This is a genomic window from Rhodobacteraceae bacterium Araon29 (genome assembly GCA_039640505.1).
Classification (GTDB): Bacteria; Pseudomonadota; Alphaproteobacteria; order Rhodobacterales; family Rhodobacteraceae; genus CABZJG01.
Genome location: CP046865.1, coordinates 1471864 through 1484254 on the forward strand (window position 1 = coordinate 1471864; position 12391 = coordinate 1484254).

Consider the following 12391-nt stretch of genomic DNA (forward strand, 5'->3'; position numbering starts at 1 on the left):
CCGATCCGCTTTAGGGACCCATATTTAAATCTCGCAGAAATTGCGAGATGTGCTCTTTAAAGCGAAAAAAACCGTGCGTTGCTTTGGGCCAGCACATTTGGTCATACTCAGACAGGACCGATACAACGCCGATTCCACTGTCATGCGCTTTGCGCTTCAGGGCCGTAATGAAATCAGATGTCGGACCTACAGTCGCGTAGGGGATGGCAATTTGCGTGGCTGCACCATCAAGGGCCTTTGAAATAATATCATCTGCGCTGGTGGCCTTATGAATGTTTCCAATACGCTCAAACCATCTGTGATCTGCATCTTTAATAAGCATTTCAACAAATTCTATGACGGCGGGTGACATTTCAAAAGGTGTCAGCCTTTCCAAACAGCTTACCCGCACTGCTCCGACAATATTTTCAAAGCTATCGACAAGAGGCGATAAATCCATGTCATCATCGTGAAGAAGCACGAATGTCGGCGCGGCTTTATCATAGTTTTGTGTCTGAGGTGCCGGCAGGCGCGGATGTGTGACAGTTTCTGTGCGCGGCTGGGCCGTAGTTGCCAGACCAGATTGGAAAAAACGCCCATCGGTATATTTTGCGATGTTGTCAGGTCTCGCCAGATAAGTCTTACCTGCGGTTTGCAACCCAGCAACCCAGCGCCAACTCAATGTATTTGAAGCCGGATCGCCATCAAAAAGGTGCCGCAGGAAGAAATCCGCCCCAAGCTCCCATGGCAGCTTTAAAGTAAAGATCCAGATTGAAGCAAACCACATTCGTGCGTGATTATGTAAATAACCGGTATCCGCCAATTCTAGTGCCCAAGCATCAAAGCACTCTATCCCTGTTCGCCCCAAACAGGCCGCTTCCCATTGCTGGCGCAAACCGGATTGAGTGGCGATTTGATTGCATTGAATCCCCAGTTGAGCTTGATACTTGGCCCAAACCGAGGGCCGCATTTCCAACCAGCCTTTCCAATAGGTGCGCCAAAAAACTTCTTGAACAAACTTTTCTGCGTCCTTGAACGAATGATGGTCGAGAACCGACGTCAGCACCTCTGTTTCTGTGATAATCCGGCGCCGAATATACGGGGAAAGGCATGAGACATCCGTATGGCCGCCTGCGCCGCGGTCAAAATTACGCTGTTTCGCATAGCTAATGCCAGCCCGAGGGGCAAAACTATTCAAGTGATATAGTGCGTCGGCTTTGGTGGCTGGAAAGGACATAACTGCATTTAACCCGCTTTTGTTTTTTGATGATCTAATGCAAAGTTTAAGCGGTTCAATCAGTGGTGCTCCTGATTGGAGAACAGCTCAACTGTCCGAAATTATGTTGCGTTTAAGATAATGTGCAGTGGCTCCTAACAAGCTTTACATTCTGGCTTGGCACCGGCGATGTCCCCGATCACACAAATGCACCCGATAGAAGTTTGATACCATAGAAAAAAAACCCGATACCAACCAGGCCATTTAGAGGGCGGTACAGCAAAAGATACATCGCTGCAGCTGTTTTGGAGGAAAAGAAAGTGGCAAAAATAGCATGACCAGAAAAAGATGCTGCGGCAGAGAGCAGGATAAACCCAAATATATTTTGCAAGCCAAGCGTAATTATTGGGAAAAGAGAAATAACAGCAAGCCAAGTTGTAAGAACTTTTGGATTGGTCATCATCACCACGAAAGCTTGCCAGAAAGCTAAAGAAAATGACTGATCCTGAATGCTTTGCAATTGGCTCTGTGGGTTAAAGGCCTTTCTCAGATATCGAACAGCAAAATAGATCAGCAAGCTGCCTCCAAGAATAATCAGGCTTTGATTGGCCAATGGGTATGTTTCAAAAAAAGCAGCCGCGCCAAACAAAGCAGCGCTTGCCCAAAGAAGTATGCCCAAGCCGCAAGCAAGCGCACAGGCCAGCCCTGCGCGATATCCAGAACCAGTTGAGGTTGCGATTGTGTTCAAAACGTTTGGGCCGGGCACAAAGACATTGAGCAAGAAAAAGCCTAACGCCGGTAGCAGATCAAAAAAGGGCATAATAAGTTAAATCTCTTTGCTCAGGCAAAGCCGGATGGATTTTTCATAAATTGGCATCATTCTGTTTCATATATCTCCACTGACAAGTGCCCTGTGCAATTGCTCATCATCAATAACTAGCAAATTGCATGGCTAAACTGAATTTGATAGCCCTGCCTTTCATATCTATGCTCAATTTTTGCTGATTAATCTTGCTTGGACAATTTTAAAAGCCCCTATTATGACCAAACAAAAAAGCCTATGGACGCACGGATAGTCAGGCCAGAGATGAGGTGTAACTTGTCAAGTTTGCAAAGAGATGCCCGCTCTTTGATTAGGCAGATTATATTTCTGTATTCACTTATGGCTATGGCTAAATTATTTCTTGTAAATTAGGCTGTGTACCAGTCCGAAGTATTCAACTTATTTTGGGCCTCGAAACTGGAAGTGGTGCCAGAATTTGACTTTAAGTGTCGAAGCTGTACAGCAGAAGAGGGCTTTCCTTTTCTGCTTTTTTAAAGGGTTACATGTATGAAACAAAGGCTTAAGGGAAAAAACGTTCTCGTTACAGCTGCAGGCCAAGGTATTGGTCGCGCTTCGGCGCTGGCAATGGCGGAAGAGGGCGCTCAGGTGTTTGCAACGGATGTCAACATGACAACTCTGTCCACGATTCGACAGGCCAATCATGAAAATATTGAAATTTTCGAACTTGATGTGTGCGATGATGACAGCGTAAGCGAAGGCGTGCAACGCGCTGCGCCAGACGTGCTTTTTAATTGCGCTGGATTTGTGCACAGCGGGACCATTTTAGAGGCCCGGGATGATGACTGGGATTTTGCTTTTGATCTCAATCTGCGCTCAATGCTGCGCACCATTCGCGCCAGCCTGCCGGGAATGTTAGAGCGCGGCTCGGGGTCGATTATAAACATGTCCTCTGCCTGTTCCTCGATCATTGGCGCGCCAAACCGGTTTATCTATGGCACCACGAAAGCCGCGGTTTTGGGGCTAACAAAGTCTGTTGCGATTGATTACATCACCCAAGGCATTCGCTGTAATGCGATTTGTCCCGGCACAGTCGACAGCCCTAGCCTGCATGACCGGTTGCAGGCGACGGGCGATTACGATGCCGCGATGAAAGCATTTGTAGCCCGCCAGCCTATGGGACGGATTGCACAGGCTGAAGAAATTGCCGCGCTGGTGGTTTATCTTGCAAGCGACGACAGCGCATTTACAACAGGGCAAGGTCACGTGATTGACGGCGGCTGGTCAGGGTAGGAATATGAAGAAAATAGACATCAAAGATTTACGATCCCGCAAATGGTTTATGAACCCAGACAATCCCGAGATGACTGCGCTGTATCTAGAGCGCTATCTGAACTACGGGCTGACCCGCCAAGAATTGCAATCTGGAAAGCCGATCATTGGCATTGCCCAAACCGGCAGCGATCTTAGCCCATGTAATCGCCATCATATTGAACTGACTAAGCGGGTGCGGGACGGTATCCTTGCCTCTGGTGGTACGCCAATTGAAATTCCGGTGCACCCTATTCAGGAAACCGGCAAACGGCCAACAGCAATGCTGGACCGTAATTTGGCATATCTGTCACTGGTTGAAACGCTCTTTGGCTATCCTTTGGATGGTGTCGTGTTGAATATTGGCTGCGACAAGACCACGCCTGCGCTTTTGATGGCGGCGGCAACGGTAAATATCCCTGCCATTGCCTTATCGGTCGGCCCGATGTTAAACGGCTGGTTTCAGGGCGAACGTACCGGATCTGGTACCATCGTCTGGAAAGCCCGTGAAATGCTGGCAGCAGGCGAAATTGATGACGATGGCTTTATGGACCTGGTCGCCAGTTCTGCGCCCTCGGTGGGCTATTGCAATACCATGGGAACAGCCACCACAATGAATTCGCTGGCCGAAGCGCTGGGCATGCAATTGCCCGGTGCGGCAGCAATTCCTGCGCCCTACCGCGAGCGCGGTCAGATCAGCTATGAAACGGGCCGGCGGATTGTGGATATGGTGTGGGAAGATTTACGCCCCAGTGAAATTATGACCCGCGCTGCTTTTGAAAATGCCATTGTGATAAATTCGGCAATCGGCGGATCAACCAATGCGCCCATTCATTTGAACGGCATCGCGCGGCATTTGGGCGTTGAGCTTAACAATGACGACTGGCAAGCGGTCGGGCATCATGTGCCCTTGATAGTGAACCTGCAGCCTGCTGGCGAATATCTAGGCGAAGACTATCACCGCGCTGGCGGTGTGCCGGCCGTGGTCGGAGAGTTGCTGGCCGCAGGTCTGTTGCCACATCCCGACGCGCTAACTGTTAATGGCCACTCCATGGGCGATAATTGCCGCGCGCGCCGCTCAGAGAATGCTGAGGTTATTAAATCAGCTGACCAGCCAATCCTTGCGGATGCGGGCTTTATCAATTTGAGCGGTAATCTGTTTGACAGTGCGATCATGAAAACCAGCGTGATTAGCGAAAATTTCCGCAAAGCATATCTTTCAAACCCAGAAGATATGAACGCTTTTGAGGGGCGGGCCATCGTGTTTGACGGGCCAGAGGAGTTTCACCACCGTATTGATGATCCGGCCGAAAACATTGATGAAAACTCTATCCTTTTCATGCGCGGCACGGGTCCCATCGGCTATCCGGGCGGCGCCGAGGTGGTAAATATGCGCCCGCCTGCCTATCTTTTGAAGCAGGGGGTTGAGGCCCTGCCGTGTATTGGTGATGGCCGCCAATCTGGCACCTCTGGCAGCCCGTCAATTTTAAATGCTTCGCCTGAAGCCGCCGCAGGCGGTGGGCTTGCGTTGTTGAAAACCGGTGACCGTGTTCGTATTGATCTTAACAAATGCACAGCTGATATGCTGGTGACCCTGGATGAATTGGCCGAGCGCGCCCGCATTTTTGAAGCTGAGGGCTATCCGCATCCGGAAAATCAATCACCTTGGCAGCAATATTTCCGTGAGAAAGTTGGCCGTTTTGATGAGGGCATGACCTTGAAAGATGCTGATCAATATCGTGATATCGCACGTAAATTTACGCCTAGGGATAACCATTGAGGAACGACAAATGAAATTAGTTCGTTACGGCGCGCTGGGCGCTGAAAAACCCGGAATTATCGACGCGAATGGCGTTCTGCGCGATTTGTCGGACCATGTGTCCGATATTGCTGGCGACACCTTGTCTGATCCTGCGCTGCAGGCTTTGCGCGCTTTAGATCACGCCAGTTTGCCCGAGGTTAAAGGCAATCCGCGCATTGGTGCCTGCGTCGGCAATATTGGAAAATTCCTCTGCATTGGTTTGAATTATTCAGATCACGCTGCCGAAACCGGCGCGGCCATTCCAGAGCATCCGATTTTGTTCTTTAAAGCCAATTCTGCCATCGTCGGCCCCAATGATGAGGTTTCGATGCCGCGCGGGTCTGTGAAAACCGACTGGGAAGTCGAGTTGGGCGTGGTGATTGGCAAAACTGCAAAATATGTCAGTCAAGCCGAAGCGCTCGATCATGTGGCCGGCTATTGCATCGTAAATGATGTGTCCGAGCGCCATTTTCAAGCCAACCTGACGGGTCAATGGACCAAAGGAAAATCCTGTGACACTTTTGGTCCAACAGGGCCTTGGTTGGTCACTCGTGATGAAATTGCCGATCCGCAAAACCTAGACATGACTTTGGACGTGAACGGGAAGCGGATGCAAAATGGCAATACCCGCACAATGATCTTTACCGTTGCCGAAATTATCGAACATCTGTCCGGCTTAATGACGCTGCATCCCGGTGATGTGATCAGCACCGGAACGCCTCCGGGGGTTGGTTTGGGGATCAAGCCTGAGCCGGTTTTCTTAAAAACGGGAGATGTTATGGAGCTCAGTATTGAAGGTCTTGGCAAACAAAGGCAAAACGTAACACAGGACGCATAGATTTGGCAGAGCTTTTGTTGATTGGTGATGTCACCGACACCATGCGCGTGCGTTTAGCGGCAAAATTTACCATTCATGAGCTGGCGGATATGACCGACCCGTTGGCCTGGTTGAAAGAGCATGGTGCCAAAATCCAATATGTGTCTACCAACGGCCATGACGGGATCAGGCCTGAATATGTTGAGGCTATGCCCGATCTCAAGCTCATTAGCTGTTACGGCGTTGGCTATGATGCGATTGATACTGCGCAGGCTGTAAGCCGTGGAATTTGGGTCACGCACACCCCCAATGTGTTAAATGCCGAAGTTGCAACAACGGCTTTAATGTTGATGTTGGCCTGTTATCGCAATCTATTGGCAGATGATGCTTATGTGCGCTCTGGAAAATGGCAAACCGATGGCAATGCGCCGCTCACGCGCACTGCGGACAACCGAACGGTTGGGATTGTTGGATTGGGACGAATTGGTCAGGCCATTGCCGACAAGCTTGCGCCGTTTAATGCAAAAATTCTTTATCATGCGCGCAATGAAAAATCTGTAGATTACACTTATTACAGCGATCTGACGGCCATGGCCCGCGATAGTGAGGTTTTGATCTGTATAACGCCCGGTGGGCCATCGACCCATAAACTGGTCAATGCCGATGTGATCAAAGCATTAGGGCCAGAGGGGATATTGATCAATGTAAGTCGCGGCTCTGTGGTAGATGAAGCCGCCTTGATCGCTGCGCTTCAAGAGCAGCGACTAGGGGCGGCTGGGCTTGATGTGTTTGAGCGTGAGCCAAAGGTGCCTGCGGCCTTGCGAGCCCTGTCCAACGTAGTTCTGTTGCCCCATGTCGGTAGCGCAACGCATGAAACCCGCGCTGCCATGGGGGCTTTGACCGTCGATAATCTGCTACAACATTTTGAGCAAGGTACAGTGATCAGCCCGGTGCCAGAATGTGCCAAAATGTAAAGGGTACTGGCTTAGATCCCGATTGCAATCACGCCAGTAACAATCATTAATGCGGATATAAGTTTATCAATCGATGGTTTTTCTTTGAAAAAGAAAATTCCAATGATCACCGCAAAGAGTACAGAAATTTCTCTAAGGGCCGTGATTACGGCAATCGGTGCAACCGTCATTGCCCAAACTGCAATTGAATAGGCACCAACTGACGCACCCCCTGCCAGCAAGCCTTGGATCCAAATCGGCCTTGATTTTGGGATCATTTCCCGGCCGCGCAAAGCGAGCCCTGCAATGATGAACAGAACAGCATCCAAGAAAAATAACCACCCTACATAGCCCAAAGCCGTTCCGGAGGCACGCGCACCCAGTCCGTCAAAAAGCGAATATCCGGCTGTTCCAACCGCTGCCATGAGGGCAAAAGGTATCAGTGCCCGCTCTTCTTTGTGGGTAATGATGCCTCTTGCCATTAGTAAAATGCCCAATCCCACCAACAATATACCTGCGATCTGGAGGTTGCTGACAGCATCCGGCAAATAAAGAAGGCTGATTGTGAGCACGATCATCGGCGCGGTGCCGCGGGCGATTGGATACACTCGGCTCAGATCACCCTTTGTGTAGGCAAAGGTTAAAAAAACCTTATAGATCAGATGGCAGAGGACAGACCCTAAGAGAAATAACCAGCTGCCTGAATCGGGGATTGGGTAAAGCGCAATAAGAAAAAGGCCAAAAATGCCATGGCCAAAGGATAAAAGCAGCATGCCTTGAAATTTATCATCGCCAAATTTGATAACCGCGTTCCAGCCGGCGTGTAAAAGTGCAGCAAATAGAACAGCCAGAAAAATATACATGCACGACCTTTCTGAACAATCATAATTTGCCTAATTGGGGCTCTGCTAAACGTTGAACCACACTACAACCTAGTTTGGGCAAAGCAATCGGTTTCATCCCCCCGAAGACGGGCCGATATCGTGCCGACAGATATGCTTTTCATGTACTGGCTAAATTCAAAAAAATCAGGTGTTGCTTGTCGTAATTCAACAGCCCTCATATGGGCGGAATTGAACTTCCATCACCATGTGTAGCCATGTGATCTTATAGGTAATTGGGAATAGCTAATATAGCTGACAGATTTACAAATCCATTCGACATAGAGGCCAATCAATGTCTGTTTTTGCCACGTGATTTATGTAATTCCCGTACATAGCGCTTATCACATTCGAAATAATTTCGATTATCACACTATCTGATAGCCCACTCTTTCTTGCAGTTTCCAATTGGTTGTCAGGCAATTCGCCTTGCTCTAGCGCTTTATCGATAGCAAACATCATCTTTAGGCTTGCTTGAGAATTCGCTGCAACAGCCATACCATTTGGAATAAAGCCGAGATCGCTTTCGATTGCCTCTAAGGATTCTTTGACAACGCCTTCAGCTTCTTCTTTTTTCACTGCTTCAATTAATTGCATTCCAGTACTCCGTTTGTAACCATAAAAACATTAACTGGTTTTTTTTACCTTTAGTTTCGCGTGGTGTCGATATTTATCAACACGCACTGTCATGGAGCATAAAAGTAGAGGAAAAAATAAACAATTTGCATTTTTAAGTCGCGTGGAATTGTGGAATTCATCCGCCTGCCATCGCAAAATATACGCCCCGCAGTTTAGTTTGGTGGTTCGCTGAGTAGAGCAATCATTCCTGACCAATGACGAGCACCCTAACGAAAAGGCACACCACCCGTTTCAGCCAATCTTAGATCTTTGGGAACCGCCCAAGTTTCGGGATCGATCATCAACTTTGCCAGCGCCTCTGCACCAGCTTCTAACATGTTTTCACCCTTCTCAGCATTGGAGCGTGCTGGATTTCCCGCCAATCCATTTTCTGTCATATGAGCAAAAGGTCGCCACCTGTAAGAGTTACGCCCTGCAGATAGAAAATCTTTGCCACCTTCTGGACTTGCAATCTTATCCACGTTCGACAGGTCAACGAGGTCAGGTTCACAAACAAGCATCATTGAAGTTTCGGCTTCACCAGCATGCATGACCCCTGGTTGATCTTCTAAGTATTGTGATAGATCTTCTCCGGCTTCCATAACGTAGGTGGTTGCCACCAAGGTTGCTTTGGATGTTGGAGACAGCTCATCCAATATCTGCTGCATGGCAATTATGTTTCCGCCATGCGCGTTTGAGATAAGAATATCTTTAAACCCTTGTCGCGCTATAGCCTCAATTAGATCCCGCAACACCCGTCTAAATGTGTCATGTGACAAAGTCAGTGTACCTCCAAAAGGCATGTGATGCTCAGACAGTCCTGACCAAACCGTTGGGGCTACCACCACTGGGCGCTTTGCATAGGCTTTGCGTGCCGCACGGTGAGCAACTTCCTGTCCCAAACGCGTATCTGTCATTACCGGCAGATGCGGCCCGTGTTGTTCTATTGAAGCGATCGGCAATATGACGATTGCATTTTCGTTGGCCAACTTTCGCAGTTCATGGGCCTTCAAGCGCGCCCAGTCGACTTCAATCATTTTACGTTCTCCATTTAAAGGTGAAGCGTAGAGCAATAGAGTGCCATATTTCCAGTAGATTTTTACAAACTCAACACTAAGCACTTATTTGCTGGTTGAATTTGGTAAAGCTTTTTAAGCTAGGATCATAAAATCAACTAAGGAATGTATATGGTATTACACTTTAGGCATGAAACAGAACGGATACTCACTTCATCCTGTAGTGAAAATACAAAAACCGATCTCTTTGATGGTTTTTTTGGTGCAGTCTAGAAGAGTTCTATTCCTTATCCCTGCGCTGAATTACTTCTAACATACTGATATAATTAGATTTATAATACTCCAGTTCATCACAATAAAGCGTTTTCTGGTCTGTAATCGGCTGGGGGCCAGTGCCATGGGGGTATACCGGGGTACTGTACTCAGCCATGATCTGAGGTTGGGGTTTTAGAACAGCAAACTACTGAGTGCATACTACCTGCGTTGGGTGTTGACTATGCTAACTGCTAGAGTGTGTGTGGGCTGTGAGTATGGTTATTCAGTAGCTTTCTAAGGCCAGATTGCCTTTGAGGATATGCTATCTCTAAGGCACCCTAGCATGGGAGTGGAGGGCTTTAGAGATGGAGACTACTCTTAATCATGATCATTAAAGGTTACCACTCCTGCAACTTCGTGCGCTGTATCGAGCATTTGGTCATGCGCTCATAAGACGGCTGCACGGGCAGGGGCTTTTAAATTGGGTGTGAATGGAACCTGGTCGACTTTTCGGCTTTTTGCCCAACGTGCTGCGATTAGATCGATACCTTTTCTATTTCACGTGTGGAATAGGATCATAGGTTGAGCGTATCTATCTTCAATTCTGCTTTTGACCCTATCAAGCGTGTCCCAGACGGTCTTGGTGCAAATAAATTCAGGATCCCCCGCGACCGCAACTGTGAGACCTTTGATCGCGTATTTCTCAGGCTTTGCCGCTTCATTGGCTTTGATCATTTACTGCGCCTCATAGACGGCTCCGGTAAGGTGATCTTTCGGTGCGATACGAGCGCCTGAAGGTGAAATATACCCGTTGCTGGTGATCTTTTAATGCCGCATCGCGGCACCCTTGTGCCATTGTCACCAAAGCGTCTTTTTGCTCTTTGAGTTTTCTGTGGATCTGCTGGCGTCCTCCATCCGTGTTTTGAGAACTTCGGATCTGTCGGCGCATCTGATCAGGCCCTTCATCGTGCAGATATTTTTGTCGGTCGCTTCTGTGACATATTTTGCTCGCTGATGACTGGTGGTTGTAATCCCGTGCAGGAGCGGTTCAATATGCTCTTCTTAGCATTTACCGCTTGGGGCAGTTTCTAAAGCTCCAAAGGCCACCTGAATGCCTTTCAGGGTGGTATAGTCTTCCGGCATAGACAGCTGCGCGCCATGCTCTGTAAGACCGAGCGCTTCTATGCTGTCGTATATGTCTAACATTTTTTATCTCCTGAGATATTTTTTTATTCACCACGCAGGGTGGCGGATGATATCTCTTGCCCTGCTTTAAATTTGTGGGATGTCAAAGCGCTCTATGGCTCTTGCGCAGCAGCGCCGTGGGGTGATTTGGCAGGGTAACTGCGCCTGCGGGCCTATTGCAATCAATTTGAACGCAGCGCAATCGAAGGATGTGACTGATGTCGGGCCGGGTACCGATGACAGACAAGGGTCAAAACCTGCCGTTGAATTGGGGGGCGCTCGTTTGTCATGGTAGAGGCAAACTCTCTGACTATAGCAGATTTTTTTGCGGTCTTAAAAAATACCGCGTGTTGAAGATCTGCGAGAATAAAGGTTCTTAATCCTTATCCCCAACTGGATATTCACGGCACTTTCGGTGGATGATCTTCACCACGTGATCGCCACGCCACCGGAACTGTTTCAGCACTCAAACCCGGAGCCGGAAGGTCCTGCAATTGGGTTGAGCCAGAGATCGTGAAGGGAGAGCGGGTAGATCGGATGGCACCTTCGGTCGGATGATCCACTTCCTGAAACAGGTCAATTTCTTTCAGATATTCATCGTTCAGTAATTCGGTGAGCGATTTGACCGGTGCGCAGGGAATGTCCAACTCATCGAGTATCTGTAGCCATTCACCAGATGTTCGTGCCGGCACCACCTTTTCGATTAATGCATAAAGTTCGCCGATCCGTTCGCTTCGGTCGGGGGCGCTTAATACCCAAGAGGCGGTTGCAAGGTCTTCACGCCCAATGAAATTAAGAAAGTGAACCCAATGCTGTTTTGTGTAGGGCAGCACCCCGATAAACCCGTCTTTGGTGGCAAACGGCTTTCGATAGGGCGACGTAAGGCGTTCGTAGCCCAACGACCCGACCGCTGGATCAAAGGTTTCTCCAGCAAGCTGTTCTGCCATCAGAAAATATATCATTCCATCGAACATCGGCGCATCGATATGGCATCCTTTGCCGGTCTTTTGCTGTTGAACAAGGCCTCCAAGAACAGCCATCGCCAAATGCATGCCGCCGACTTTGTCGCAAATAATCGTGGGCAGAAAACGCGGTTCGCCTTTGTCATTTGAGTTCAAAGCAGCAACGCCCGCTGCTGCCTGAATGATGTCATCATAGGCTGGACGTTCGGCAAAGCTTGAGGTGCTGGAAAAGCCGGCGGACGAACAATAAACGAGTAATGGATAGCGTTTGCAAATCTCAACTGGGTCCAGTCCCAAACGTTTTGCGGCAGAAGGGCGCATGTTGTGAACTAGAACATCCGCCTCCTCCAATAAAGTCTGGAAAGTAAGTTGATCAGCTTTAGATTTCAGATCAAGCGTGATCGACCGCTTATTGCGATTCATATTCAGAAAACCCGCTCCCATGCCATCGGACCGGGCGGGGCGGACATAGCGAAAGATATCGCCTGAAGGTGGCTCGACTTTAATAACGTCTGCGCCCAGATCGCCAAGATACTGGGTCGCGAAGGGGCCCAGAACAACCGCGGTCAGGTCCAGAACCCGAATACCTTTAAGAAGATCGAACACTCAAAGCCTC

14 protein-coding genes are annotated in these 12391 nt (G+C 48.8%); 5 read left to right on the forward strand and 9 right to left on the reverse strand.

Features of this window, described 5'->3' with window-relative positions:
- Positions 1-10: 10 nt before the first annotated feature.
- Both GN278_06870 and GN278_06875 read right to left on the reverse strand, forming a co-directional pair.
- Complete coding sequence (locus GN278_06870) at positions 11-1216, reverse strand: DNA photolyase (protein ID XAT60560.1); 1206 nt, start codon at positions 1214-1216, stop codon at positions 11-13.
- Between the two features lie 178 nt (positions 1217-1394).
- Positions 1395-2015: a LysE family transporter gene (locus GN278_06875; GenBank protein XAT60561.1), complete on the reverse strand. Its 621-nt coding sequence runs from the start codon at positions 2013-2015 to the stop codon at positions 1395-1397.
- 510 nt (positions 2016-2525) lie between these two features.
- Here GN278_06875 and GN278_06880 point away from each other — a divergent pair.
- The 4 genes from GN278_06880 to GN278_06895 are packed head-to-tail and all read left to right on the forward strand — an operon-like array spanning position 2526 to position 6879.
- Positions 2526-3269, forward strand: a complete 744-nt coding sequence (locus GN278_06880; protein ID XAT60562.1) for an SDR family oxidoreductase — start codon at positions 2526-2528, stop codon at positions 3267-3269.
- Between the two features lie 4 nt (positions 3270-3273).
- Entirely contained in the window at positions 3274-5067 is a 1794-nt protein-coding gene (locus tag GN278_06885) for a dihydroxy-acid dehydratase (GenBank protein ID XAT60563.1), read from the forward strand.
- Between the two features lie 10 nt (positions 5068-5077).
- Positions 5078-5926: a 2-hydroxyhepta-2,4-diene-1,7-dioate isomerase gene (locus GN278_06890; GenBank protein ID XAT60564.1), complete on the forward strand. Its 849-nt coding sequence runs from the start codon at positions 5078-5080 to the stop codon at positions 5924-5926.
- 2 nt (positions 5927-5928) lie between these two features.
- The gene (locus GN278_06895; GenBank protein ID XAT60565.1) at positions 5929-6879 is read left to right on the forward strand and encodes a 2-hydroxyacid dehydrogenase; all 951 of its coding nucleotides are present in this window, start codon (positions 5929-5931) and stop codon (positions 6877-6879) included.
- Positions 6880-6890: 11 nt separating this feature from the next.
- Here GN278_06895 and GN278_06900 read toward each other — a convergent pair whose 3' ends face one another.
- The 6 genes from GN278_06900 to GN278_06925 all read right to left on the reverse strand — a co-directional run bounded on the left by GN278_06900 (position 6891) and on the right by GN278_06925 (position 10834).
- The gene (locus GN278_06900; protein ID XAT60566.1) at positions 6891-7721 is read right to left on the reverse strand and encodes an EamA family transporter; all 831 of its coding nucleotides are present in this window, start codon (positions 7719-7721) and stop codon (positions 6891-6893) included.
- 282 nt (positions 7722-8003) lie between these two features.
- Entirely contained in the window at positions 8004-8336 is a 333-nt protein-coding gene (locus tag GN278_06905) for a hypothetical protein (protein ID XAT60567.1), read from the reverse strand.
- Positions 8337-8584: 248 nt separating this feature from the next.
- Entirely contained in the window at positions 8585-9394 is an 810-nt protein-coding gene (locus GN278_06910; GenBank protein XAT60568.1) for a creatininase family protein, read from the reverse strand.
- A 681-nt stretch (positions 9395-10075) separates the two neighbouring features.
- Positions 10076-10174, reverse strand: coding sequence for a hypothetical protein (locus tag GN278_06915; GenBank protein XAT62579.1), 99 nt, complete (start codon positions 10172-10174; stop codon positions 10076-10078).
- Positions 10175-10186: 12 nt separating this feature from the next.
- Positions 10187-10363, reverse strand: coding sequence for a hypothetical protein (locus tag GN278_06920; protein XAT60569.1), 177 nt, complete (start codon positions 10361-10363; stop codon positions 10187-10189).
- A 327-nt stretch (positions 10364-10690) separates the two neighbouring features.
- Positions 10691-10834 carry a hypothetical protein gene (locus GN278_06925; GenBank protein ID XAT60570.1) on the reverse strand — a complete coding sequence of 48 codons (144 nt, stop codon included), beginning with the start codon at positions 10832-10834 and terminating at the stop codon, positions 10691-10693.
- Between the two features lie 79 nt (positions 10835-10913).
- Between GN278_06925 and GN278_06930 the strand changes: the two genes are divergently transcribed.
- Complete coding sequence (locus GN278_06930) at positions 10914-11108, forward strand: hypothetical protein (protein XAT60571.1); 195 nt, start codon at positions 10914-10916, stop codon at positions 11106-11108.
- A 106-nt stretch (positions 11109-11214) separates the two neighbouring features.
- Here the strand turns inward: GN278_06930 and GN278_06935 are convergent, their stop codons facing one another.
- Positions 11215-12381 carry a CoA transferase gene (locus GN278_06935; GenBank protein XAT60572.1) on the reverse strand — a complete coding sequence of 389 codons (1167 nt, stop codon included), beginning with the start codon at positions 12379-12381 and terminating at the stop codon, positions 11215-11217.
- Positions 12382-12391 lie beyond the last annotated feature (10 nt).

Bases quoted from the DNA above. Each gene is read 5' to 3' on its own strand.
- GN278_06870 (XAT60560.1), bottom strand. From the start codon at position 1,216: ATGTCCTTTCCAGCCACCAAAGCCGACGCACTATATCACTTGAATAGT.
- GN278_06875 (XAT60561.1), bottom strand. From the start codon at position 2,015: ATGCCCTTTTTTGATCTGCTACCGGCGTTAGGCTTTTTCTTGCTCAAT.
- GN278_06880 (XAT60562.1), top strand. From the start codon at position 2,526: ATGAAACAAAGGCTTAAGGGAAAAAACGTTCTCGTTACAGCTGCAGGC.
- GN278_06885 (XAT60563.1), top strand. From the start codon at position 3,274: ATGAAGAAAATAGACATCAAAGATTTACGATCCCGCAAATGGTTTATG.
- GN278_06890 (XAT60564.1), top strand. From the start codon at position 5,078: ATGAAATTAGTTCGTTACGGCGCGCTGGGCGCTGAAAAACCCGGAATT.
- GN278_06900 (XAT60566.1), bottom strand. From the start codon at position 7,721: ATGTATATTTTTCTGGCTGTTCTATTTGCTGCACTTTTACACGCCGGC.
- GN278_06905 (XAT60567.1), bottom strand. From the start codon at position 8,336: ATGCAATTAATTGAAGCAGTGAAAAAAGAAGAAGCTGAAGGCGTTGTC.
- GN278_06910 (XAT60568.1), bottom strand. From the start codon at position 9,394: ATGATTGAAGTCGACTGGGCGCGCTTGAAGGCCCATGAACTGCGAAAG.
- GN278_06920 (XAT60569.1), bottom strand. From the start codon at position 10,363: ATGATCAAAGCCAATGAAGCGGCAAAGCCTGAGAAATACGCGATCAAA.
- GN278_06925 (XAT60570.1), bottom strand. From the start codon at position 10,834: ATGTTAGACATATACGACAGCATAGAAGCGCTCGGTCTTACAGAGCAT.
- GN278_06930 (XAT60571.1), top strand. From the start codon at position 10,914: ATGTCAAAGCGCTCTATGGCTCTTGCGCAGCAGCGCCGTGGGGTGATT.